The organism is Brucella haematophila (assembly GCF_005938105.1).
In the GTDB taxonomy this organism is placed as follows: domain Bacteria; phylum Pseudomonadota; class Alphaproteobacteria; order Rhizobiales; family Rhizobiaceae; genus Brucella; species Brucella haematophila.
The window spans coordinates 1-22,961 of record NZ_VCPE01000001.1; the positions used below are offsets into that span (position 1 = coordinate 1).

The window sequence follows — 22,961 nt, forward strand, 5'->3', positions numbered from 1 at the left end:
CACAAAGTTTATCGCGGGGTGGAGCAGCCCGGTAGCTCGTCAGGCTCATAACCTGAAGGCCGCAGGTTCAAATCCTGCCCCCGCAACCAAAACTTCCCAATCTCCACCATATCTGACTGGCAGAAAAGCTTCGCTTATCCACGCCAGACCGTCACTGCTCCCCACGGCTCATAACCTGAAGGGTGAGGAGGATAAGGAATTGATCCAGTCAACCAATTCCACGACGAACGGGACAAATCCTGCCCCCGCAACCAAAACCATCTGAATACAACAAAAAACCCCGCACAAAAATGCGGGGCTTTCGGCGTTCTAGGCGTAGAGTGAAAGAACGGAGGGGAGGGCGCTAGGTTGGGCGGAGATCCAGGCCCCAGCCTCGTGCCACACAGAATGTCCGTCGCCAAGTGCCGCATGTTCGAACGGTCGCAGTCTGGATCTGCAACAGGTACAGCCGACGTCAGATGACGCATATGAGTATGCTGCGGGTTCTGAAAGACCTACGCGCGCGTGCCGATCTCAACAAACGACCTGCATACATAACCGCAACACAGTGGCTCATATGCTCAACAACCACCATGTCATGGCTGATGAAAAGATAAGCTCAAAGACGTCGATGAACGAATTGCTGGTTGGGACTGATGGCGCGCAGCGCTGACAGAGAGCAGAAAGGCGAAGCTGGTGCTTCGCCTTTTTCTATTTGTGACCGTTGACACGATGGATCTTGTGATCGACCGCTCCCTTCGGATGGCACGAAGCCTCTGGTTCGGGCATCTGTCCGGGGAGACATCGCAGCCATCCTCCGGGGAGATTGCTAGGCCGTTGGGCTGTTAGTTTTCAAAGCTGGAAGGCGAAGCGTCGCCGAAGCGATGGGCTGAGCCATCCTGATAAACCGGGGTCGACTGGCGAATGGTCGCGGTCGCCGTGTAATCGACATTGCCTTTCGTGCTAAAGATCGGGCCGGAGTTTGGCTGCTGGAATGCCTTTTCCTGAGCAATCTGAGAATCTGGCATGCCGACGTAAGGATTTTCGGCATAAGCAGCACCGGCGCTAAGAGCGACAGCAAGGGCGGCAAGAGCGAGCTTTTTCATTTTTCCATCTCCATTGGCGCATTCCTGTTGGTGGGAATGCTATGGGTTTAAAGTGGAGCGGCGTATGATTTCGTCGTTCCGATACCAATAAAATGGGTGACAGTGGCAAAAAGTTCCAGTCACGAAAACGTGGAGAGGATCACAGCTTCGTGCTAGCTTGTTGATGAAAACGTTGTCAACGACACGAAAAAAGAAAATAAAAACATATATTAGATCATTCCATGATCGTTCACGAACATGTTGCAGGCTTTAATCTGTTCATTAATGGCGAACAGTCTGTTCGGGCTTATTGTGCACTAATCTTGAACAATGGGGCGATTGTTTGCGTTTCTGTATAAGCGGGATGCGAGATGGTCAAAACAGTCCTGGTTGCAAGAAAGCGGCAAAAACAAAAAGCCGCATCACAGATGCGGCTTTCGTTAAAGACAGGCACGGACTTAGTTTACCAAATCTCGGCCTTTGGTTTCCGGCGTGGTGATCATCACATAGATCGCGGGTATAGCCATCAACGTCGCGTAGATCGCAACGGCGAAGGGCGTACCGAAAATCTCGAGTAGCCACGTGCCAATGATCGGGGCAAGCGCTCCACCCAACACCGTGGCGACGGAATAGGATGTCGACATGGCCGTGTAGCGAACGCGCGCCGGGAAGAGTTCGGTGAAATAGGCCGACATGCCGCCCACGATAATGCCGTGGAAGGAGAGCGTCAGCACTGTTGCCCAGGTGAGCGTCGCGGTGTCTGCGCCCGGGGGCAGGCTGAAGAGCCAGAACCCTGCGCCGATACCACCCACGAGACCCACCAGCGTAACCGCCTTGCGTCCGATACGGTCTGCTGTGGCACCGGCCGCGAGTATGACCGCGACCTCGGCAATGGAGCCAATGAACAGGGCGCCGAGGGCAGCTTCACGCGGGACTTTCAGGAACACCGTCGCCAGTACGACGAAGAATGTGGAGAAGAGGTAGAAGAGCGCGCTTTCGCCAGCCTTCACGAACAGGACACGCAGCATGTTTGTGCCCTGGGTCGTAATCGCTTCGCGCAACGGGGCTTTGACTGCTTCAGTCTTCTGTTCCTGAAGATGGATGAAGGCAGGCGATTCCTCGACCTTGCGCCGGACCCAAAGACCGAGACCGATCAGCAGAATGGAGGCGATGAAGGGAATGCGCCAGGCCCATTCCACAAAAGCGTCCGATCCGAAATGCCCGATGACCGCACCGATAACGGCGGTGGCGATCACATTGCCTGCCGGTCCTCCGATCATGGGGAAGCCGGTCCAGAGACCGCGCTGCTTGGCGGGAAGGCTTTCGGCAATCAGCACCAAGGCGCCGGTGGATTCGCCACCGATGGCAAAACCTTGCAGCAGGCGCATCAGGAGAAGCAGAAGGGGAGCGAACACGCCAATCTGCTGATAGGTGGGGAGCAGCCCCATGGCGACAGTCGCGCCGCCCATCAGGAAAAGACTGATAACGAGTGCGCGCTTGCGCCCGATCCTGTCACCCAAAACACCGAAGAACCAGCCGCCAGCAGGACGGGCAATAAAGCCCACAGCCTGCGTGGATAGGGCCGCGATCAGGCCGGTGATCGGATCGACGACAGGGAAAAACGCAGTGTTGAAAACAAGTGCGGCGCAAAATGCGAAAACCGCAAAGTCATACCACTCGATAATCGTGCCCGTGCTGGCCGCGAAAAGAAGCCGTATCGATGATTTTTGCGTCTGCGCGGCATCCATTGTGCCCGCCGGTGCTGATGTGCTCATGGGTGCTCCTCCGCTGCACAGCATTTGAAATGCCGGTTCCTCACTACCGGCTCCTTATAATCGTATCATTTGCAACGATGTCAAGTTCATTGCAATAGCAACGTTACATATGCAATGAACTTGTAGCGATCAGCCTATGGGGATTACAATATGCATGAGGGGTGAGGATCAGTTCAAAAGGTTGTTCGAATGGACAGGATAGCAGCGGTGCACGGGTACTATTCACTGGAGCGCGGTCTTATCGGTCCGCGTTTCGCTCCGACCAGATATTGCTCTTGAAAAAGCCTTTGAAATTGTCCGTTCATTCCGGGAAAATGATTGAAATGCAAAGACTTTGTGAGGGGCATGCAATGGGCATGGAGACGTTCTTTCCCTATCGGCTCGCGATTGTCGCGGAAGCGTTCTCCCGGCAGCTGGTTGCTGTTTATGGCCACGAATATGGGCTGATGCGAGAAGAATGGCGTCTGTTGTTTCTGCTTGCGGAAGCAGGTTCCATCGATTCCGTGCGGCTTGCCCAGCGCACCTCTCTCGACAAGGTGCAGGTCAGCCGGGCGGCCAGCCGTCTGGAAGAGAAAGGCCTGATTATCCGGACCATATCCGAAGAAGACCGGCGTTTGCGGCATTATGCGGTCACGGATGCGGGGCAAGCCCTGTTTCAAAAGGTCTTTGGCGAAGTCGATGCAAAAGCCAACGCCATATTGGGCGCAATGTCCGAGCAGGACCGACAAGCTCTGGAAACCGGTATCGCCGCGCTGCACGAAGCCGTCAAGCAGGTGACTGAATCCGAGTAAGGCTGGCGATTATCGTGAAGGGTGCGCATTGGAAAGGCGCGTCAGCCCGTCGAGAAAATGTTTGGTGTCCGGGCCAAGCTCTTTGAGTATTTCCGCCTGAAACTCGTCAGCGATTTTGCCAAGGCGATGCATCAGCTCTTCCCCTTGGGGTGTGAGCGCGAGTACAATCAATCGACGGTCAACATTGTTGTCCGATTTATGCAGCAGTCCAGCACTTTCAAGGCGCGTTGCTGCCCGGCTGACAATCGACTTGTCCAGATTGACGCGGGTATTGATGTCCCGGATGCTGACTTCGCCACTTCGATAGAGATGCGCCAATACGCGCCATTCGGGGATGGTTAGTCCCGCTTCAGCGGCATAGCGTTTTGCAAATCGCTCGCTGATCCGCGCGGCCACCACACTCAGTCGATAGGGCAGGAAACTGTCGAGTTCGAATGCCATGCACGTCTCCTTTTTTCAGGAAAGGAGCAGAGTTTCATTGCAAATACAACGGAAAAACACGCTCCACGCAAGAAGCATTGACTTCGTTGCATTCGCAACGTTATTATCGTTGTCAGTGCAACGAATTTGCCGGGAGGATTAATCATGACCACTCACGCGATCCCGCAGGGCATGGTCCGCGCATCGGTAACGACTGGAACGGTTGAGGGCTACATGCCCGGTTTCGGCAACGACTTTGAAACCGAGGCGCTGCCGGGTGCATTGCCGCAAGGTCAGAATTCACCACAGAAATGCAATTACGGGCTTTATGCCGAGCAACTGTCCGGCACCGCTTTCACTGCGCCGCGCGGTCAGAACGAGCGGACCTGGTGTTATCGCATGCGCCCGTCGGTCCATCATACCGGCCGATTTCAGCTGATCGATGTGCCGTACTGGAAGACCGCGCCCAATCTGCCGGTCGGCGATCCGCAGCGGCGCAATATTACCAGTCTCGGCCAGTATCGCTGGGACCCGATCCCGCTGCCGGGGCCGGATGAGGATCTGACGTGGATCACCGGCATGCGCACCATGACCACGGCGGGCGATGTGAATATCCAGATCGGCATGGCAAGCCATGTCTATCTGATCACCCGTTCGATGCAGGACGAGTATTTTTACTCCGCCGATAGCGAATTGCTGGTCGTGCCGCAGGAAGGACGGCTGCGCTTTTGCACGGAGCTTGGCATCATCGATCTTGAGCCGAAGGAAATTGCCATTATTCCGCGCGGTCTCGTTTATCGCGTCGAGGTGCTTGAGGGACCGTGTCGCGGCTTCGTCTGCGAGAATTATGGTCAGAAATTCGATATGCCGGGCCGTGGTCCTATTGGCGCGAACTGCCTTGCCAATCCGCGCGATTTCAAATCCCCCGTTGCGGCCTATGAAGACAAACAGGCGCGCTCGCGTGTTGTCATCAAATGGTGCGGCCAGTTTCATGAGAGCTGGATTGACCATTCACCGCTCGATATCGTGGCGTGGCACGGCAATTACTGCGCCTATAAATATGACCTGCGCACCTATTCACCGGTTGGCGCCATTCTGTTCGACCATCCCGATCCGTCGATCTTCACGGTGCTGACGGCGCCGTCGGGTCAGGAAGGAACGGCCAATATCGACTTCGTGCTGTTCCGCGAACGCTGGCTGGTGGCGGAACATTCCTTCCGTCCGCCGTGGTATCACAAGAACATTATGTCCGAGCTGATGGGCAATATTTATGGCGTCTACGATGCCAAGCCGCAGGGTTTTGCGCCAGGTGGCATCAGCCTGCACAATTGCATGTTACCGCACGGTCCAGACCGCGATGCATTTGAAGGCGCTTCAAATGCGGAACTGCGTCCCGAAAAACTCGACAATACGATGAGCTTCATGTTCGAGACGCGCTTCCCGCAGCATCTGACGGAATTCGCCGCGCGCGAGGCTCCGATGCAGCAGGAATATATCGAAGTGTGGGACCACCTCGAAAAGAAGTTCGACGGCACGCCCGGCGTGAAGTGATGTCAATCAACCGGGTGTCATGGGCTTTATGCGCGGGCACTCCTAGAATTTGATCTGAAACGAGGAGACGGACATTGGCTTTGATCCGGTCCTGGGTAGAGAGCGCCAATCACGCGGATTGCCCCTTTCCCCTGAACAATCTGCCCTATGGTGTGTTTTCGGTAGGCGGAAACGCGCCGCGTTGCGGCGTCGCGATTGGCGATATGATACTCGATCTCGGTAAATGCGAAGCGGCTGGCGTCATTGATGCCGGCGGTACTTTTGCTCAACCGCAGCTCAATGGTTTCATGGCATTGGGCCGCGCCAAATGGGACGAAGTGCGGGCAACACTGATGGAGCTGTTGCGCGACGGCGGCGATACGAGCCTGCCGCTCGTGCCGATGGCTGATGCCCGGATGCATCTGCCGATCCGCGTAACGGAGTTTACTGATTTTTACGCTTCCAAAAACCATGCCTTCAATGTGGGGGTGTTGTTTCGCGGGCCGGAAAATGCGCTGCCTCCGCAATGGACCCATATGCCGATCGGCTATAATGGACGCGCCTCTTCCGTTGTGGTGAGCGGCACGCCGATCCGTCGTCCGATGGGCCAAACCAGAGGTGAACAGGGGCCGGTGTGGGACCGCTGCAAGAGGCTTGATCTGGAGCTGGAGCTTGGAGCCATTGTCGGCATCGACAGTGCGATGGGCGAACGCATCAGCGTCGAGCAGGCGGAGGATATGATCTTCGGCTATGTGCTGCTCAATGACTGGTCGGCACGCGATGTTCAGGCTTGGGAGTACCAGCCGCTGGGGCCTTTCCAGTCGAAGGCTCTGGGGACGACAATCGGCGCATGGGTCGTGACGCAGGCCGCACTGGAACCGTTCCGCAGTGCAGGCGCAGAGCGTGTCAATCCGCTTTTGCCTTATCTGCATGAAGACCGGCCCGGCTTCTACGATCTTGCTATCGGCTGGACCATGAACGGCCAGCAGATGGCTGAGACGAACTACAATGTCATGTATTATTCGAGCGCGCAGCAGCTCGCACATCATACCGAAACCGGTTGTCCGATGCGGGTTGGCGATCTGCTTGGTTCCGGCACGATTTCCGGGCCAAGCCTCGATCAGACCGGCGCTCTTCTGGAAATGACGCAGAACGGCAAGAACCCCGTTACGGTGAATGGCGAAAGCCGCACATTCATCGAGGATGGCGACGAGGTTGGCCTGTTTGCGGAAGCCAGAGGCGATGGCTACCGCATCGGTTTTGGACCCTGTATCGGCCAAATTCTTCCGGCGCAGCCATGACGGTGACTTTATATGATTACTGGCGCTCCTCCTCGGCCTATCGCGTGCGTCTTGCGCTGGCCTTGAAGGGGATTGCCTATGAGCGTGTGCCGGTGGACCTGACGGCAGGTGCGCAGTTGTCGCCCGAGCATCTGGCGCTGCATCCGCAGGGGCTTGTGCCCGTTCTGAAAATCGACGGGCTGGTGCTGGTCCAGTCGCTGGCGATTATCGAATATCTGGACGAAACGCGGCCTGATCCGGCCTTGCTGCCGCGCGATGCAGCGGGAAGGGCGCATGTCCGTGCATTGGCTGAAGCCATTGCCTGCGAAATCCATCCGGTTTCCAACTTGCGGGTTTTGGCACAGGTAGAAGCGTTGGCGGGCAAGGAAGCCCGCGCGGCATGGAACAGTGACAATATCCGCCGTGGTCTGGAAGCGTTTGAAAAGCTGCTGGACCATCCGGGTTTTGAAGGTCGCTTCTGCCATAGTGACACGCCCGGCATGGCCGATTGCGTGCTTGTTCCACAGCTTTACAATGCCAGCCGCTGGGGCGTCGAATGGCAGCATCTTCCGCGTATTGCGGCAGTGGCAAAGGCATGTGCGGCGCTACCAGCCTTTGCGGCTGCGGCTCCAGAACAGTTCCAGCCAGCATAGACAGCTTGAACAGACAGGCAGATAAATCCCGGCACATGTGCCGGGATTTTTGCTTTGGGCATCAGCTCCTTGCTGCCGTGACATTGATCGTGACGGCAATGGTCTTGGACACCCAATCCGCCGCCGGGTCGGAGAACATGCCGAGATTAAGCGCTGCCCGATCAAGCTCGATGCTGCCTTCCACTGCTGCAATGTCGCCTTCGGGCTTGTAGGTGAAAGGCAGGACGACCGGCACGGCCTTGTTCTTGATCGTCAGGATAGCGTCCGCTTCATAATGTTCGCCGCCAAGGGATCGGAAGCTCTTGGTCTCGAAATGCGCATCGGGGAAACGACGGGCATTGAACCATTCGCCGTTCTTGAGCGAACTTTCCTGCGTGGCGTCGCCGGTTGTCGCCGAGCCGGTATTGACTGTGATGACGGCTTTCGAACCGGCGAGATTGTCCGGATCGAAGCGAATATCGCCGCTCCACTGGCTGAACTGACCGGCAAAGTGCTTGCCTGCATGTGTGCCGGTAAAGCGGATGGCAGACGCAGCCGGATCAATGGCCCAGGCCGTGGCATTGGCTTCGGCGCTTGTTGTGGCGGCCGGTGCGGGAGATGCAGGCGCTTGCGGCGCTACGTTGACGGGTTCCGCTTCCGCGACGGTAAGCTGCGCAGGCGCTTCGGTGGTCGGCAGATGCATGGCATAACCGGCAAGCCCGATCATGACGACGAATGCGATTCCGAGACCACGCGGCAGCATGGCTCTGCCCGGGAGCACCGCGTCGCCATGGTCCTTGCTGCGCAGGAAGGGCAGCATCTGGGCCAGCACGCCGTCGCGGTCGATCAGCTGGTGCTTCAGCGCGGCGGCAACATGCAGGACAATGAGAGCGGCACCCCCATAGGCCATATAGGCATGGGCACCCATGGCACCAAAGGCAACATCGCGCATACCGTCCATGGCCGGAATAGCCGGAACGTCGAACAGGCCGAACCACGACGTCGCTACCATCAACGGTCGATCCGTACTGATAGCCCAGCCGGTTGAGACATAGGCCCAGCCGGTCAGCGGAATGGCCAGCAGCAGGGCATAAAAGGCAATGTGGGTCGCGCGCGCCAGCATGCGCTCCCAGCCCTTCATGTCGGAGGGCAGTGCCGGAACCGGATGGGTCAGACGCCAGATCACGCGGAACAGCGTCAGGGCCAAAATGGCAAAGCCGATGGACTTGTGAAGCTGGAACAACTGATAGGCTATCTGCTGCGTGTCGGGATTGTTGATAGCCCTCACCATCCACCAGCCCATCGGGATCATGGAGATGACGAGAATGGCTATGGCCCAATGCAGCAGGATAGCCACGGTGCTGTAGCGTTTGGCCGTGGCCTGTCTGCTGCTATTGGATGTTGAGGGCGATGATAGGTTGGGAGCTTGGGGATGAGTGTTCATTGTCATCCTGACGGGATCGAGGCCGAATGCCGCCAATGCGGTTTCGGACAAGGATTTCGTGATTGAAATGGCGGAACCCACCGGCACGGCTTGGGAGGAGACGCGACCGGTGGGGCATTCGATTTAATCAATCAGGCGCGGGCTTAGCTTGCTTCCTGAATGAACTCACCGTCGAAACGGATGGTGACGTCCGGACCCACGGGGCCGAGCGCCTGACCGAATTCGGTGCGGTTGAAGGTTCCTTCTGCGGCTAAGCCGAGTGCAGGAACGCCAGCATAGGGATGGCTGTCGATTGCGCCGATGAGCGTCGCCTTCAGCGTCACGGGCTTGGTCACGCCCAGAAATGTCAGGTCGCCGACAATGTCAGCCGTCGTGTCGCCAGTCGACGTGACCTTGGTCGACTTGAATGTGATTGTCGGATGAGCGTCACTGTTCAGGAAGTTCGGCGAGCGGCTGACATCTTCGTCCCATGTTGCAAAACCGGAATCGGCATGCGTGGCCTTGTAGTCCGCCGGATAGGCGGTGGCGACGGAGGTGGGATCGATGGTCACTTCGATCGAGGAATTTTCGATCTTGGCCGGGTCGAGCTTCAAGGTTGCTTCGAACTTGTCGAAGCGGGCCGTATAGTTGGAAATCTGGTTATGCTTCAAAGACCACAGCAGGGCCGCATGTGTCGGATCAAGCTTGTAGGTGCCAGCTGGCGCTGTTGCTTCGGTTGCCGCCGCCTCACTTGCCGTCGTTTGTGCGAAGGACACACCTGATGTTGCGCCGAGCATTCCCAGAGCGATGACTGCAGAGAAAATGCGCTGCCCGTTCATTTTCATAACCAAAATTCCTTTCTGTGTTGATTGGCTTTCGGATTATGGAAAAACGAGGCACACACGTTGAAATGAATTAATGTTGAGAAATATCCTCTTGAAATTACTAGCTATCGAAACGGTTCATTTGATGGGTATCTCGATGCGTCGATCACAGCATAATATTAGAAAATTATTTTATAGAACTCCGTCATATGGTATCGATTTCTAAATCACGCGGCGCCGTTTTTCGTGGTTAAAACGAAAAAGCACTTTTATCGAATTTTGTTTTGGAGCCGGTTCCCACTCTTTCGCCTGTGATGGCGAAGCAGTGCTTTTATCCAACCAGCGATGCGCTGAGCAAAAGCGCGCCGGTGAGTGCGATAAAGAGCGCGGCGCAGACTTCAATTGCTGCCTTCAACCGGCCTGACATGGCATTGCTGCCTGCAAAGCGCAGCGCGGCATTCTTGGCGGTGACGGCCAGTGTAGCAAGCACCGCCACGGTAATAAATGTCCCGAAGGCCATGGCGAAGACCGAAAGCAGCCCGCCCATCATCAAGCCGTTGAGCAGCGCAAAGGTCAGCACGATCAGCGCGCCGGAACATGGACGAAGGCCGACCGAGAAAATGGCCGACCAGGCGGTCGTCCAGTTGAAATCGTCGCCAAGCGTCGATGGATCGGCGATATGGGCATTGCCGCAGGCAGCGCAGACATCGCTTTCACCAATAAAGACATGGTCTGTTGCGACTGCTGCCGTAGCAGCGGGCTTGTAGTTGAGTTTGACCGCGCTGCCGCCAGCCGCAGCGCGTGTCGTCTGCGAGATGCTGCCTTGCCAGGCCGGGCCGCTTGCCATGGCCGGTTGTGGTGCGCCCGCAAAAAGGGCTGCAGCGGGGCTAGATTCCGGGGCGGCATCTTTGGACTTGCGGAACAGAAGCGGCAGCTTGCGAGCCAGGAGCCACAAGCCGAAGAACAGCACCAGCGCAAAGCTGGCGATCTCCATATAGCGGGCAGTCTGGTTCATCGAAATGCCGGTGCCGCGCAGCACCAGCCATGCAAGACCGACCACGACAATCGCCATAATGGCCTGTAGCAGCGATGAGATGAAGGACAGGAAAATGCCACGCCGCAGCGCCGTTTCGTTGGCGATCATATAGGAGGAGATCACCGCTTTACCGTGACCCGGGCCAGCTGCGTGGAAGATGCCGTAGATGAAGGAAAGACCGATCAGAATGGAAGCCTGCCACGGGTCTTCGCGCATGGCTTTCAGCGCGGTGGTCATGGCGAGATAGAACGAGCGCTGCTGCTCGTTCATCCAGAGGATGATATGCGCAAACGGTCCGGTTGGCGTCATGGCCACTTCATTCGCACCGATGCCGAGAGATGATTGTGCAAGCGCCTGCGCAGCCATGATCATCAGGCAAGAGGTGAGTATGAGCGTCGCCGTTCTCTTCATCTGCTCGTCTATCCTTTCGCTGCGCACTCGATTTCAAGACGTGTGGCAAAAATCTTCGACATATTGGTGCCTGCCGGATCGTTGAAGAAGGCCTCGGTCAGCGTCGCCTGATTTTGCGCGAGAGCCTGATCAGGATCGGGTCGCACCACGGTCGATTGACAGCCCTTGGGCATTCCCTTGACGACCAGATCCTTGTCGCTCACATAATCGATGGCGGTATAAAATGTCGGGTCATAGATGCCGAAACTGACCTTGTGGCCGGGTTGCACCTTGAGCGGCTTGGCAGGCTTGCTCGTGAAGACGATCAACAGGCGATTGTCGGTAAAATCGGCGGCAAGATCATTGGGCCTTGCCATTGCGACATCCTTGCCGTCCTCCAGAACGCTCTGGAAATATTTGAACTCCGCAATGGATTCATTGATGACATGGCCGAGATCGATCAGCTCTTTATGGTCGAGTTTGAGATCGCCATTCTTGTCGAATTCCATCAGCACGGTTGACGAAAAGACATCATCGAAGCGCCAGACATGGGCGAGCTGTTGAACCGTTCCGTCCGGCGCTATGGTGAGTTCCAGACGCGCTTCGGCAAAGACATGCGGGTGGGCAAGTGCCGCCGTCGGCACAAGGCCAGCCGCCATAACTGCAGCTGCGGTGGTCCGGGCGAACCGGCCTTTGAACCGTGATGACGAAACCTGCATGAAATCTTCCGTAAGTATTGCCTAATGCTCAAAGCCGAAGACGGCGAAAGTGGGACGCTTAGCCCAAAAACGACGATAGTTTTATGAAGTCTGGGGCTTCGTGGATGTGTTCTGCTCGCGGTCCTTGAACCACTGGGTCAGGAAATCCACAAGCGCACGGATTTTCGCCGGCAGATAGCGGCGATGCGGATAGACCGCATATATGCCGCCATCCTTGACGATGAACTCGTCCAGACAGGCGACCAGCCTGCCGCGCTCGATTTCCTCTTCGGCGATGAAGGCGGGCAGCATGCAGAAGCCGAGGCCTGCCAGCGCTGCATTCTTGGTGGCAACCGGGCTGTTGACCTCGATGGGGCCATTGACCGGCACAGTCATCATCGAGCCGTCCGTGTTGCGGAAGTGCCAATTGTTGCGCGAGCGGGCATTGGTATCAATGATGCAGGGCCTGTCGGTCAGGTCTTCCGGTCGTTCTGGTTTGCCGACGCGGCCGATGAGTTCCGGTGCGCCGCACAGAATGGAATGGAAGGGCGAAAGCCTCTTTGCAATAAGCGAAGAATCCTGCAAGCGCGTGATGCGGATGGCGAGGTCAAAGCCTTCTTCGACCAGATCGACGAAACGGTCGTCCAGCCGCACGTCGAGCACGATCTCAGGATGGGCAAGGCAGAAATCGATCAGCGACTGGCCAATCACCGCATCGGCAAAGGTGCGTGGGGCAGACAGTTTTATGCGCCCGCGCGCATCGGAGCTGGTTTCGCTGACAGCATCCTGAAGGGCATCAATCTCGCGGATGATTTCCACAGCGCGGTGATAATAGGTGTGGCCCGCCTCGGTCAGCGAGAACTGGCGCGTGGTGCGGTTGAGAAGGCGCGCGCCCAGCTCGTCCTCCAGTTCGCGCACATATTTGGACAGAAGGGCCTTGGAGCGCCCGATTTTTCGCGCTGCGGCGGAAAATCCTTCCGCCTCGACCACGTCGATAAAGGCGCGCATACGTGTCAGCGTGTCCATCTGTTCTAGCCCCGCGTTTCAAGAATGGTTTTGCCAAGCGCGATCAGCGCCCGATCGCTGGCACGTGGTCCGATGAGAGAAATGCCGAAGGGCGCGCCGTCAACGTGACCCAGCGGTAATGTGATCTGTGGCAGGCCTGAGAGCACCGAAAGACAGAGCAGACGCAAGGCCTGTTCCCGATAGGCCTGCAAATCTTCAAATGGCAGGTTGGCCAGCGGTGCAGCGCCCGGAACGGTGGGGAGTGCGAGCACGGCATGATCGCCGATGATCGCCTCAAGCTCCTGCGTGAAACGCGCCCGCCGTGTCCGCTGTTGCGCCAGTGTGTCAGGCGTGATCTGCGATCCGAAAACGAAGCGGTCGGCAACGCCCGGTCCGAGCTGACGCTCGCCGGACGATATCCATGCGCCGTGGGTCGCCCATGCTTCGGCCCCCTGTATCTGCCGGAAGGCGAGATAAAGCTCGTCGATCGACAAGGTCGGCTGGCTTGCCGCCTTCAGGCCGGAGAAATGCGGGCGGATCGCCCCGAACATGGCGCGATAGGCGTCGGTCTCGTCCTGTCCGAGCAGCAGTTGCTCAAGAACCGGCATATAAAGCAATTGGGTCAGCTGAAACGACTGGCTGTCTTCACCCAGCAGGACCGCGCCCACCTTTTCATAAAGCGCGATGTCGCGTGCAAACCAGCCGATTGTATCAAGCGACGGCGCTAGCGGCATGATGCCTTCAAGCGGAATGCGGCCATGGGTGGTGCGCAGGCCGACAAGGCCGCAGAAGCTAGCAGGTGCGCGGATGGAGCCGCCCGTATCGGAGCCGAGCGCAATATCCGCGATCCCGGCGGCGACCGCTGCCGCCGAACCGGATGACGATCCGCCGGTCACGCGATCCGGCGCGGCTGGATTGATCGGGTGAGGGTAATGCGAGTTTTGCCCCATCAGCGAAAAGGCAAGTTCGTCCGTCTGTGCCTTGCCGATGACTTCGGCGCCAGCCGCCAGAAGCTTTTCAACCACGGGCGCGGATTTTTCAGCGGGTACTGATTCGGCCAGAATCTGCGGATTGCCGCATCCGGTGACCATTCCGGTCAGATCATAAATGTCCTTGACCGCCAGCCGCTCACCGACAAGCGGGCCATTTTCCGCGTGGGGAAGGGGATTTTCGGGCTTCGCGATGATCGCATTGAAGGGATCGAAGGTGGTCATTGTTCACCGCTTGAGGCAGAAATCTGCCATTATGCTGAATAGAAAGTGAAAATTTCCGGTGGAATGTTTCACTATTGCTGAACAATGGCAAGCAGGCAGAACCGCTGAAACAGCGGAAAAATAAATTCGTTTCGACAAACATTTGTCATTGAATGGTCACGGCTTTGCGCTTATATCGCCCTTGCCCAAAGTCGCACGTGCCTGTGGGTGTCCGCCGATCCTCGAATGGTGAGGAATTCGGTACGGTACCTGGACCTAACCGCTCCAGTCGATCTGTTGGCCAACCGCCAGATCGAGGACATCTTGAAGCAACGACGGTGCGGGCCTTTCTAGTGTCTTTCGGCTGTCCAAAAGCCGAAATTACTGAAGAGGCACACCTTCATTGCCGGTAGTGCGGATGCGGTTCTCCAATTCCAATCCAAGGCAGACAAAGCGGAGTAACGCGGGTTTAGCGTTGTTCCATCGCCGCATGTTCTTTCGTGTGATATCAGCGCCTCCAAAGGCTGACTTCGCGGCGAGGGTCTCATGCACCTTTGTCTCTTAGAGAAATTCCATTCCCTCAAGACAGGGGTGGTCCTCTAAGTATTTGTTTTTATGTGCAGTTTGCAGAAAAGGCAGCAACTTTTCGCGATTGTGCACCAAAAACGGCCCGGTTAGGGTCGCCGCAGGAGAACGACCATGGCTACACAGCGCATCATTGATTTCCTCAATACCCGTCGTCCGGACGGTCCCTGCCTCGTCGTCGATACCGATGTCGTTCGCGAGAACTATCACAGCTTTGAAAAGGCATTGCCCTATTCCCGCATTTTCTATGCGGTGAAGGCCAATCCTGCGCCGGAAATCCTGCGCCTGCTCGCTTCGCTCGGTTCCTGCTTCGATACGGCCTCGGTTGCCGAAATCGAAATGGCGCTGGAAGCCGGTGCAACGCCGAGCCGTATTTCCTACGGCAACACCATCAAGAAGGAGCGCGATATTGCGCGCGCTTTCGAGCTGGGCATCCGTCTTTATGCAGTCGACTCCGTGGAAGAAGTCGAGAAGGTCGCGCGCGCCGCTCCTGGCAGCCGCGTCTTCTGCCGCGTTCTGACCGACGGTGAAGGCGCCGAATGGCCGCTGTCGCGCAAGTTCGGCTGCGTGCCTGCAATGGCCGTCGACGTGCTGCGCCATGCCAAGGTGTTCGGCCTCGACTCTTATGGCGTATCGTTCCATGTCGGCTCGCAGCAGACGGACCTTTCCGCCTGGGACCGCGCGCTTGGCGATGCGGCATCGGTGTTCCGCACCCTTGCCGATGAAGGCATCGTGCTGCGCATGGTCAATATGGGCGGCGGTTTCCCGACCCGTTACCTCAAGGACGTGCCGACCGCTCAGGCCTACGGCATGGCGATCTTCGACGCGCTGTCCAAGCATTTCGGCAACCGTATCCCGGAAACCATCATTGAACCGGGCCGCGGCATGGTCGGCAATGCAGGCGTGATCAAGACCGAAGTGGTTCTGGTCTCCCGCAAGGCGGACAACGACAATGTGCGCTGGGTCTATCTCGACATTGGCAAGTTCGGCGGTCTCGCCGAAACCATGGACGAGGCGATCCGCTATCAGATCGTGACCCCGCATGACGGTAGCGAAACCGAGCCTTGCGTGCTGGCTGGCCCGACCTGCGACAGTGCGGATGTTCTTTACGAAAAGACGCCGTATCCGCTGCCGGTCTCGCTGACCATCGGTGACGAAATCCTCATCGAAGGCACGGGCGCCTACACCACCACCTATTCGGCGGTGGCGTTCAACGGCTTCGAACCGCTCCGATCCTACGTCATCTGATCTTTCAGGTTCGGTATGATCCCGAAAAGTGGGAACCGGTTTTCGGATAAGATCATACCGTCAGAGACCTGAATGATCCTCTCAATCTGTCCGGTGCTGCAAGGCACTGGACGGGGTGTGCTGCTGCCGCTTTGCGGGGATAGATGTGATGAATGCAATTCTCGATTTTCAGGACAATGACGCCGCTGGCTTCGTGCAGGGCTTTGCCCCCGTTGCTGCGCCTGCTTTTGCAATAGCAGGCGAGACGGTGGAGCATGTGCTGGCGCGTGAAGCGCTGCTCGACCGCGCCATGGGCGAAGGCCGTCGCAGAAAGTCTTCGGAAAAGCTGCGTCGCGGTCGTTTGCCCGCCGCAGGGCTGGCCTTTGCTGCCGAGAGCGCTGACGGCGTTCTCTCCGGCACCGTTCGCCTGTGGAATGTTCAGGCCGGTATTGATGCCTTCGGCTTTCCGGTTGCCGCGCTATTGCTTGGGCCCCTGGCGGTCGATCCGTCGGCTGCCGGTACCGGTATCGGTTCGGCCCTGATGCGTCATGCGATTGCTGAGGCAGCCATGCTTGGTCATGGCGCGATCCTGCTGGTCGGCGATCCGGAATATTACGAGCGTTTCGGCTTCACGGCAGAAAAGACCGGCGAACTGGCCATGCCCGGCCCTTATGAAAAGCGGCGTTTTCTGGCGCTCGAACTGAAGCCGGGTCACCTCGACGGCGCCCACGGCGTTCTGCGCGCGAGCGGTCGCAAGGTGCCGCGCGCCGAGATTGCGCGCACTGCCTAAGATTATCTTGCCCGAACTATCTTGAAAGGCGCAGCAGCCGTCCGAAGTTGCGGACGGCTGTAATGGCCAGCCCCGCCAGCAAACCGGCGATCAACCCTGCAATCACGATCAGCTTGCGCGATGTGCCCGAAGGATCGAGCGGTGGACGGGCTTCCGAAAGCACACGGATATTGACCGTGTTGAGGCCTTCCTGTTCGCCGGTTTCACGCGAGCGCAGGAGGAATGCTTCATAGACGGAGCGGCGGGCCGCCGCTTCGCGTTCCAGTTCGCGCAGCTTGACCAGATCGCCATTATTGTTGGCCTGTTGCGCTTTTAGCTGCGCCAGACGAGCCGACAATTCCTTTTCCTGCTGAACCGAACGCTGAACCTCGACCTGAAGCGAGGAACGCACGCGGCGCAGCTCGGCGTCGATATCGCCGAGGATCGCGCCTGCCTGCGATTGCGCCTGGATCAATTGCGGATGGCGCGGCCCAAGCTGCGAGGACATGCCGTTCGCGGCCTGCCTTGCCTGCGCATATTGCGCCCGCAAGGCGGTCAGTGTGTTGGACCTGAACTCTTCCGGCAATGTACCGGCAACCACATTGTCCGACGTGGCGCTGTTCATCACCGCGATACGCGCCTGCAACCGCATCGTCTCGGCGCGCTGGTTGGATAGCTGCTCGTTAAGGCGGCCAAGGTCACTGTCGCTGATAAGTTTTCCGTCGACATCCACGAGGTCATGCGCGGCGCGGAAATCCGCCGCTGCTGTTTCCGCCTGCTCGACGCTTGCGCGCAGGCTGGCAAGCCGGGTCGACAGTTCTTCCGATGTGCGACGGGTCGCATCGGATTGCATCGAGACAAGCTCGTTTTGAAACACTGTGCTGATCGTATTGGCCAGGGAAGCCGATTTTTGTGGATCGCGGGTCTTGACCGAAATCGAATAGATGAAGGTCTTGGCATCGCGGTCGATCTTCATCGCCTTGTAGAGATTGTAGAGCACCCGCGTTTCCAGCGCCTGACTGTCGCTCGTCTTCTTGGCTGACAGCATGTCGCGGATCTGCGCGAAGAAACCGGCCACGCCGGTTGGGACCAGCGTTCCGTTGAATTCCGGATCTTGCGTGAGCTTGGTCTGGTCGATCACCTTCAAAAGCACACTGCTGGAACCCACGATGCGCGCCTGACTTTCCGCCACAGCCAGCGAAGCGTCAGTCGGCAACTGGCCGGGCGTCAGTTCTGTGCCAACGGTTTTGATGTTGCGCGGGTCGACCAGAACATCGGTCGTCGCCACATACATGGTCGGCACGGAAAGCGCGATCAGCACACCGGCGATGCCGCCGAGAACGGTCGTGACAAGCAGAAGCTTGCGCGATCCCTTGATCACGTCGATTGCCGCATAAGGGTCGATCAGCGGACGCCAGCTATTGTCATCGGCGCGATCCACATCCGGCGTTTTAGCCGTGCGATCTGTGGAGGCAGGCGCTTCCGCCAATGGCTGCGTGCTTTCAGAGATCGGTTGGGGCGAGGGCTGGTCCTCAACCAGTTCCTGCCTGCGCCGCTCGCGCGCGACAAGCTTGCGGTCGAGCTCGGTTTCGATGGCCGCAAGACGCTCCTGCAAGGCGGTGAGTTCTTCCTCGGTCAGCCGCTCGGGGCTCAGATCGTGGGTGCGGCCGAATTCCTCGCGCTCCTCTTTCGAAGCGGGTGGAGTCCATGGGGGTGTTTGGGGCGGCGTTTGGGCCGATGCCGGGGAGGTCGGTGTCCGGCTCAAGCCAGCGGGCGCGTCGGAGAATGAGAGAAGGGGTTTCCCGCTCTCCTCTTTATGACGCTTATCATCGCTACTCATTGCCTGAAATATCCGAACTCTGAAAACCCGTTTGGGTTGTGACTGTAAGTCCCTACGGGAAAAAAATGGTTAATGGTATAGAAATTGTCCCCGTGCAAAATGCAACCGGTTAACCATTCCAGATTTGCGCCGGGTTTTGCGCTGGCTTTTCGCTTCGGCCCGTGAAACATGCCAGATTGTGAGCGATGCGACGAAGACAAAGGCTCGTTGGTGATAGCGAAAGCATTTCAGAAATTTGACCGCCTGAAATCTGGCCTCAAGTCCGGCATGCTCAGGGATTATCTCTCACTCGTCTCCGGTTCGGTCGGGCGGCTTGTGGTGTCGCTGGTCTATTTCATCGCGCTCGCCAACACGCTGCCGACTGGCGATTTCGGTATTTTCGCGACGGCATCGGGCACCGGCGTCATGCTGTCCCGTATCGTGTCGTTGGGCTTTACCTCTCCGCTTTATCGCATCTCCACCGTCAAGCCGCACCTGCTCGGAACCTATAGCGCCGGATATCTCATGGCGGTGGTGGCATCGCTGCCGCTGTTCGCCGTCTGCTCGTGGCTGGTCTATCTGGTGTTCTTCAGCCGGGATATCACGCTTCTGCCCTTCGCAATCATCATCGTGGCGGAAGCCCTGTTCTGGCGCTCGGCGGAAGTCATCATCATCGTCAATAACGGTCTCAACCGGTTTGGCATTTCGGCGGGTCTCGTCATTTTCGGCACGGTCACGCGGGCGGTCGCAGCGGTGCTGTTCACCTGGATGGCGACGGTGCACGATGTTGCCCATTGGGCATGGTGGTATCTCGCGGCCAATGCCGTGGCGCTTGCTGTGTCGGTCTATTTCTATCCGCGCAGGAAAATCCGTTTTCGGCCTAAACTCTATATCCGCCGTTTGGCGGATTCGATTGCGGTCGCCGGGGCGGAGCTGCTCTTCTATGTGCAAAGCGAGCTGGACAAATTGCTGGTGCTCAGTGTCGGCGGGCCGGAAATTGCCGGGCTTTATGCCATCGTCATGCGGCTGGTCGATTTGACCGCGCTGCCGGTGCGCTCCTTCAACATGATGCTGGTGCAAAAACTGATGCGCAAGCCCGACATGCTGTCGAGCCTGCGTCTGCGTGCAGGGCTGGAAGCGGCGGTGTTCGCCGTTTCGGTGGGCGGCCTTGCAGCGCTTGCGATTTTCCTCTGGGTGTTCCCCAATGCGCTTGGCGCCAATGTGGCAGCGATTGTCAGCCTGCTGCCGCTGGTGTTGCTGGTGCCGGGGTTCCGCAATCTCATCGAGTATCAGACCGAGCTTCTCTATGCGCGCGGCCAGTCGGGCCTGCGCACGCTCAGCCTCGTCATCATGACGGCAGCCAAGGCCTTGTTTGTCTGGTTGCTGTTGAGGCATTCCGGTGGTGGCAATGACTGGATCGCGGGCCTCAATCTCGTATTCGGCGCGCTCTATATTCTGTCGCTGGTTTTCACCTATACGAGCCTGCGGCTACCCGCCAAACGCATCTGAGAGCCTAAACTCAAGCGCCGATGATGCGGCGAATATCATTGACCGAAAGACCGAGGAAAGACTGCATGCCGATGGCAACCTGATAGGGCTCCATCTCGGCAATGAATGTGCGGAACTCGTCTTCGGTTGGTGGCGGTGCAAACCATTGCATGCGGCACAGATCATGGGTGTCGCTAAAGTGGCCTGCGCCATGGAGTATGTCATCGACATAACGGCCATAGAGGAAGCATTCCGAAAAACTGCGGATTGTCCCTAAAGCTGCCACCCAGTTGCGACCGGTATGGCTTTCGATGCGCTCGCACATGGACAGCATCGTGTCGCGCCGCCAGGAAACGAGCTGGCCGATATAATCGTTGAGTGCGTTCTTACGGTCCTTGATGCCAAGCAGCTTTTCTGCATTGGCCGACCAGACCGGATGTAGGGGCCATTCAGGCTTGGCCAGCGCATCGGGACGCACGAAGAGGCGCATTTTTCCGCCCTGCCAGAGATTGCGGCAGTCGAAAGTGCGCAGGAAGGCGGTGTCGGAATCGGTATAGAGAAAGCCGTCTTCCCCCGTCACATTCGCCAGAGCAATGCGGCGCAATTGCTGTACATGCCAGCCGCGCAACGGCTTGGCTTTCAGCGACAGCCAGATGCGGCGCTTGCCGAAGGAGGTTGGATCGGGAAAGACATGCAGCCAGGATGGCAGCAATTCCCGCTCGTCAATGATGATGCGGTGCGGCCCAGCCAGTTGCTGGAACAGTGCGACATCGCGCGGTTCGACGAGGATGTAATGCGTGGTGAAGCCGCAGACATGTTCATCCACGGTCTCGCACAGCAATTTGCAGCGCTCGAAATCCTTGTCGTAGCTTGCCGTGACAATTGCCGTCTTCATCGACCATCCCGCATCAAATATCCCGAAAGTCCGCTCAGCATGACCCGCCACAGGAAAAGCGGGTTGCCGACCAGATAGCGTCCTGCCAGTCGTGCTGGCTCGCGCATCAGCCGATAGGCCCATTCAAGCCGCATCCGGCGAAGCCATTCCGGCGCGCGTTCGGTCGCGCCCGCCTGAAAATCGAACAAGGCACCCACCGCGCAGGCCACGGTGCAATGCGCCGTGGTGATATGCGTCCGGACGAACAGTTCCTGCAACGGCACGCCCATGGCGACCAGCAGGATATCCGGCCTGTCGCCCGTAAGCCGGTCGAGGATTGCGGCCATCTGGTCGGGTGCGAAAAACCCATCCGCATAGACCCGGTAGTCATGCTGCGGCGCAAGCGCATGAAACGCTTCTGCGGCCTTTTCGGGAATGCCGGGCCGTCCACCGATCAGTCCGATACGCAGCGGGCGCTTGATATGGCCGAGCAGGCGCGGCACGAAATCCGTTCCGTTGAGATTGGCGGGGAATTTCTGCCCATAGGCAATCTTGCTGGCAATATCGACGCCGACGCCGTCGGGCAGCACGAGAAAACTCTGCAAAGCCTGCTTATAGGTCGCATCGGCATGCGCAACATTGGCGCAATGGGCGTTGAGCCATGCCACGCGCTGGAACCGCCCGTCTTCAAGCGTCTTGTCGAAAAAGTCGAGCGCTTCGTTCCAGTCGAAACAGGTGACGTCGATGCCAAGAATATTGCGGGACGGACGGGGGCTTTGTTCCAGCATCATTGCGCTCCCGCCGCGCGCTTCGTGGCCTGACGAAGCGCATCCAGTCCGCGTGTCAGCGCCTGATCCATGCCGTCGATTTGCGAGCGGGTAAAGGCCTTGCCGTCGAGCATCTGGCGGTCGCCCGCGCGGGCCTGCGCGATGCGCATTTTGAGCGCTGCTGCAAATTCCGCTGGCGCGTCAGCAATGGTGCAGTTTTCGGGAATGCGCGCGATGCCGCGCACGGAATGCGGCGTGGCGACGCTTGGCATACCAAGCTCAAAGGTTTCGATGGTCTTGAGCTGAACGCCGGTGCCTGCGCGGCTGATCAGTGGCACGACGGCGCAACTTTCCACAAAGGCGGTGGCGTCCGGTACTTTGCCGACGAAATTTACGCCCGGCCAGGCGGCAATCAGGTCGGCTGGCGTGCTGCCGGCAATCGCGATGGATATATCCGATGGCAGCAGCGGCTTGACCTCTCTGAGGAACCATTCAAGGCCAATCCGGTTCGGATGCCATGTCCAGGTGCCGATCAAGGCGAGGTCATATTCAATATCGCGTTTGGCTGATTTGCGCCCGGACGGCATGACCAGCGGGAAGGTCGCGGCTTTTTCCGGGGAGAGGCCAAGCGCTGGCGCATCGTCCTCGGCAAAGGTGAAGACGAAGGCTGCATTGTCACAAAGCCGCTTTTCAAGCCGCTTGAGAATGCGGGCTTCGCGAGAGAAGAGAAGCTTCTGGATAATGCCCTTGGCGTCTTCGGCGTTTTCGCGTGCCGAGCGGTGTTCCACATTATGCGCAACAAAAAGCGACGGCTTGTCGTGGAACACGGCTTCGAACGCGCCGGGAAGCGCCACGCCGTTCAGCACATAGGCGTCAAAATCGCCGCAAGCCGCAATGGCTTCATGCAGTTTCATCGGCGGAATGACCCGCAGCTTGGCGGATGAAACCGTCAGTCCGGTGAGGAAGGATTTGATGACCCAGCCGATTTTCTGCGTGGCGCTTGCACCTTCGGTGCGCACTTCCACTTCGCCCAGCACCACGACATCCGCGTCAGCGGCAGCCTTGCGTCCCGGCCATGTGAAGCCGATGACGGTGACATGTGCGCCAGCCCGGCGCAGCCCGTTGATGACAGCGGCATTGGCGACTTCATATCCAGTCGAAGCATCTTCGTGGGGCACGAGGGATGTCACGAAAACGAGACGCAACGGTTGCAATTCGACTCCTGCGGATATGCCGTATTTCTATGCCTTGATTCATAGCGGCGCGGTGTAAATGATCCTTAAACGCTCGCCTGATAAATAGGGCTTGAAATCAATTTATTGAATCGTGTTGGGTGCTGTTTTTCAGTACAACCGCACCAATTGAAGAATT

The 22,961-nt window shown here is 58.0% G+C and carries 21 protein-coding genes and 1 tRNA gene; 9 read left to right on the forward strand and 13 right to left on the reverse strand.

The features are described 5' to 3' along the window. Positions 1 to 12: 12 nt before the first annotated feature. Positions 13 to 89, forward strand: a tRNA-Met gene (locus FGI60_RS00005). 735 nt (positions 90 to 824) lie between these two features. Here FGI60_RS00005 and FGI60_RS00010 read toward each other — a convergent pair. Further along, on the reverse strand, positions 825 to 1,085 hold the full coding sequence (locus FGI60_RS00010) for a hypothetical protein (RefSeq protein ID WP_138783391.1): 261 nt from the start codon (positions 1,083 to 1,085) through the stop codon (positions 825 to 827). A gap of 437 nt (positions 1,086 to 1,522) precedes the next feature. Then, positions 1,523 to 2,839, reverse strand: coding sequence for an MFS transporter (locus tag FGI60_RS00015; RefSeq protein WP_235889699.1), 1,317 nt, complete (start codon positions 2,837 to 2,839; stop codon positions 1,523 to 1,525). 350 nt (positions 2,840 to 3,189) lie between these two features. Here FGI60_RS00015 and FGI60_RS00020 point away from each other — a divergent pair, with 350 nt between their 5' ends. Further along, entirely contained in the window at positions 3,190 to 3,630 is a 441-nt protein-coding gene (locus FGI60_RS00020) for a MarR family winged helix-turn-helix transcriptional regulator (RefSeq protein WP_138783392.1), read from the forward strand. A 9-nt stretch (positions 3,631 to 3,639) separates the two neighbouring features. Here the strand turns inward: FGI60_RS00020 and FGI60_RS00025 are convergent, their stop codons facing one another. Then, positions 3,640 to 4,071, reverse strand: coding sequence for a MarR family winged helix-turn-helix transcriptional regulator (locus tag FGI60_RS00025; protein WP_138783393.1), 432 nt, complete (start codon positions 4,069 to 4,071; stop codon positions 3,640 to 3,642). A gap of 144 nt (positions 4,072 to 4,215) precedes the next feature. Here FGI60_RS00025 and hmgA point away from each other — a divergent pair, with 144 nt between their 5' ends. The 3 genes from hmgA (at position 4,216) to maiA (ending at position 7,513) form a co-directional block, all read left to right on the forward strand. Beyond that, positions 4,216 to 5,601 carry a homogentisate 1,2-dioxygenase gene (gene hmgA / locus FGI60_RS00030; RefSeq protein WP_138783394.1) on the forward strand — a complete coding sequence of 462 codons (1,386 nt, stop codon included), beginning with the start codon at positions 4,216 to 4,218 and terminating at the stop codon, positions 5,599 to 5,601. A gap of 74 nt (positions 5,602 to 5,675) precedes the next feature. Next, positions 5,676 to 6,881 carry a fumarylacetoacetase gene (fahA, locus tag FGI60_RS00035; RefSeq protein WP_171058654.1) on the forward strand — a complete coding sequence of 402 codons (1,206 nt, stop codon included), beginning with the start codon at positions 5,676 to 5,678 and terminating at the stop codon, positions 6,879 to 6,881. Beyond that, a complete protein-coding gene (gene maiA / locus FGI60_RS00040; protein ID WP_138783395.1) occupies positions 6,878 to 7,513 on the forward strand; it encodes a maleylacetoacetate isomerase in 636 nt (211 codons plus the stop codon). The genes fahA and maiA overlap by 4 nt, the downstream gene beginning before the upstream one ends. A 61-nt stretch (positions 7,514 to 7,574) precedes the next feature. Here maiA and FGI60_RS00045 read toward each other — a convergent pair whose 3' ends face one another. Further along, the gene (locus FGI60_RS00045) at positions 7,575 to 8,936 is read right to left on the reverse strand and encodes a cytochrome b/b6 domain-containing protein (protein WP_138783396.1); all 1,362 of its coding nucleotides are present in this window, start codon (positions 8,934 to 8,936) and stop codon (positions 7,575 to 7,577) included. Here FGI60_RS00045 and FGI60_RS26635 point away from each other — a divergent pair. Further along, positions 8,929 to 9,063: a hypothetical protein gene (locus tag FGI60_RS26635; RefSeq protein ID WP_268898776.1), complete on the forward strand. Its 135-nt coding sequence runs from the start codon at positions 8,929 to 8,931 to the stop codon at positions 9,061 to 9,063. The genes FGI60_RS00045 and FGI60_RS26635 overlap by 8 nt on opposite strands. 16 nt (positions 9,064 to 9,079) lie before the next feature. Here FGI60_RS26635 and FGI60_RS00050 read toward each other — a convergent pair whose 3' ends face one another. The 5 genes from FGI60_RS00050 to FGI60_RS00070 all read right to left on the reverse strand — a co-directional run bounded on the left by FGI60_RS00050 (position 9,080) and on the right by FGI60_RS00070 (position 14,082). After that, positions 9,080 to 9,760, reverse strand: coding sequence for a YceI family protein (locus FGI60_RS00050; protein ID WP_138783397.1), 681 nt, complete (start codon positions 9,758 to 9,760; stop codon positions 9,080 to 9,082). A gap of 310 nt (positions 9,761 to 10,070) precedes the next feature. Continuing rightward, positions 10,071 to 11,186: a nickel/cobalt transporter gene (locus FGI60_RS00055; RefSeq protein WP_138783398.1), complete on the reverse strand. Its 1,116-nt coding sequence runs from the start codon at positions 11,184 to 11,186 to the stop codon at positions 10,071 to 10,073. An 8-nt stretch (positions 11,187 to 11,194) separates the two neighbouring features. Beyond that, the gene (locus FGI60_RS00060; RefSeq protein ID WP_374843501.1) at positions 11,195 to 11,824 is read right to left on the reverse strand and encodes a DUF1007 family protein; all 630 of its coding nucleotides are present in this window, start codon (positions 11,822 to 11,824) and stop codon (positions 11,195 to 11,197) included. A 141-nt stretch (positions 11,825 to 11,965) separates the two neighbouring features. Continuing rightward, positions 11,966 to 12,889: a LysR family transcriptional regulator gene (locus tag FGI60_RS00065; protein WP_138783400.1), complete on the reverse strand. Its 924-nt coding sequence runs from the start codon at positions 12,887 to 12,889 to the stop codon at positions 11,966 to 11,968. Positions 12,890 to 12,894: 5 nt separating this feature from the next. Then, positions 12,895 to 14,082 (reverse strand): amidase, encoded by a 1,188-nt coding sequence (locus FGI60_RS00070; RefSeq protein WP_138783401.1) that lies wholly within the window; start codon positions 14,080 to 14,082, stop codon positions 12,895 to 12,897. A gap of 678 nt (positions 14,083 to 14,760) precedes the next feature. Here FGI60_RS00070 and odc2 point away from each other — a divergent pair. Further along, positions 14,761 to 15,894: an ornithine/lysine decarboxylase gene (odc2, locus tag FGI60_RS00075; RefSeq protein WP_078339051.1), complete on the forward strand. Its 1,134-nt coding sequence runs from the start codon at positions 14,761 to 14,763 to the stop codon at positions 15,892 to 15,894. Positions 15,895 to 16,042: 148 nt separating this feature from the next. Further along, a complete protein-coding gene (locus FGI60_RS00080; RefSeq protein WP_138783402.1) occupies positions 16,043 to 16,663 on the forward strand; it encodes a GNAT family N-acetyltransferase in 621 nt (206 codons plus the stop codon). Between the two features lie 16 nt (positions 16,664 to 16,679). Here the strand turns inward: FGI60_RS00080 and FGI60_RS00085 are convergent, their stop codons facing one another. After that, entirely contained in the window at positions 16,680 to 18,482 is a 1,803-nt protein-coding gene (locus tag FGI60_RS00085; protein WP_138783403.1) for a GumC family protein, read from the reverse strand. 210 nt (positions 18,483 to 18,692) lie between these two features. Between FGI60_RS00085 and FGI60_RS00090 the strand changes: the two genes are divergently transcribed. Further along, positions 18,693 to 19,970: a lipopolysaccharide biosynthesis protein gene (locus FGI60_RS00090; RefSeq protein ID WP_138783404.1), complete on the forward strand. Its 1,278-nt coding sequence runs from the start codon at positions 18,693 to 18,695 to the stop codon at positions 19,968 to 19,970. A 10-nt stretch (positions 19,971 to 19,980) separates the two neighbouring features. Here the strand turns inward: FGI60_RS00090 and FGI60_RS00095 are convergent, their stop codons facing one another. The 3 genes from FGI60_RS00095 to FGI60_RS00105 are packed head-to-tail and all read right to left on the reverse strand — an operon-like array spanning position 19,981 to position 22,804. Further along, positions 19,981 to 20,844, reverse strand: coding sequence for a DUF6492 family protein (locus FGI60_RS00095; RefSeq protein WP_138783405.1), 864 nt, complete (start codon positions 20,842 to 20,844; stop codon positions 19,981 to 19,983). Then, a complete protein-coding gene (locus tag FGI60_RS00100; RefSeq protein ID WP_138783823.1) occupies positions 20,841 to 21,611 on the reverse strand; it encodes a WecB/TagA/CpsF family glycosyltransferase in 771 nt (256 codons plus the stop codon). Before FGI60_RS00100 ends, FGI60_RS00095 begins: the two co-directional genes overlap by 4 nt. Beyond that, entirely contained in the window at positions 21,611 to 22,804 is a 1,194-nt protein-coding gene (locus tag FGI60_RS00105; RefSeq protein ID WP_138783406.1) for a glycosyltransferase family 4 protein, read from the reverse strand. The genes FGI60_RS00100 and FGI60_RS00105 overlap by 1 nt, the downstream gene beginning before the upstream one ends. Between the last annotated feature and the right edge of the window lie 157 nt (positions 22,805 to 22,961).

Excerpts from the sequence above, each read along its gene's own strand:
- FGI60_RS00010 (WP_138783391.1), bottom strand. The coding sequence starts at position 1,085 with ATGAAAAAGCTCGCTCTTGCCGCCCTTGCTGTCGCTCTTAGCGCCGGT.
- FGI60_RS00015 (WP_235889699.1), bottom strand. The coding sequence starts at position 2,839 with ATGAGCACATCAGCACCGGCGGGCACAATGGATGCCGCGCAGACGCAA.
- FGI60_RS00020 (WP_138783392.1), top strand. The coding sequence starts at position 3,190 with ATGGGCATGGAGACGTTCTTTCCCTATCGGCTCGCGATTGTCGCGGAA.
- FGI60_RS00025 (WP_138783393.1), bottom strand. The coding sequence starts at position 4,071 with ATGGCATTCGAACTCGACAGTTTCCTGCCCTATCGACTGAGTGTGGTG.
- hmgA (WP_138783394.1), top strand. The coding sequence starts at position 4,216 with ATGACCACTCACGCGATCCCGCAGGGCATGGTCCGCGCATCGGTAACG.
- maiA (WP_138783395.1), top strand. The coding sequence starts at position 6,878 with ATGACGGTGACTTTATATGATTACTGGCGCTCCTCCTCGGCCTATCGC.
- FGI60_RS00045 (WP_138783396.1), bottom strand. The coding sequence starts at position 8,936 with ATGAACACTCATCCCCAAGCTCCCAACCTATCATCGCCCTCAACATCC.
- FGI60_RS00050 (WP_138783397.1), bottom strand. The coding sequence starts at position 9,760 with ATGAAAATGAACGGGCAGCGCATTTTCTCTGCAGTCATCGCTCTGGGA.
- FGI60_RS00055 (WP_138783398.1), bottom strand. The coding sequence starts at position 11,186 with ATGAAGAGAACGGCGACGCTCATACTCACCTCTTGCCTGATGATCATG.
- FGI60_RS00060 (WP_374843501.1), bottom strand. The coding sequence starts at position 11,824 with ATGGCGGCTGGCCTTGTGCCGACGGCGGCACTTGCCCACCCGCATGTC.
- FGI60_RS00065 (WP_138783400.1), bottom strand. The coding sequence starts at position 12,889 with ATGGACACGCTGACACGTATGCGCGCCTTTATCGACGTGGTCGAGGCG.
- FGI60_RS00070 (WP_138783401.1), bottom strand. The coding sequence starts at position 14,082 with ATGACCACCTTCGATCCCTTCAATGCGATCATCGCGAAGCCCGAAAAT.
- odc2 (WP_078339051.1), top strand. The coding sequence starts at position 14,761 with ATGGCTACACAGCGCATCATTGATTTCCTCAATACCCGTCGTCCGGAC.
- FGI60_RS00080 (WP_138783402.1), top strand. The coding sequence starts at position 16,043 with ATGAATGCAATTCTCGATTTTCAGGACAATGACGCCGCTGGCTTCGTG.
- FGI60_RS00085 (WP_138783403.1), bottom strand. The coding sequence starts at position 18,482 with ATGAGTAGCGATGATAAGCGTCATAAAGAGGAGAGCGGGAAACCCCTT.
- FGI60_RS00095 (WP_138783405.1), bottom strand. The coding sequence starts at position 20,844 with ATGAAGACGGCAATTGTCACGGCAAGCTACGACAAGGATTTCGAGCGC.
- FGI60_RS00100 (WP_138783823.1), bottom strand. The coding sequence starts at position 21,611 with ATGCTGGAACAAAGCCCCCGTCCGTCCCGCAATATTCTTGGCATCGAC.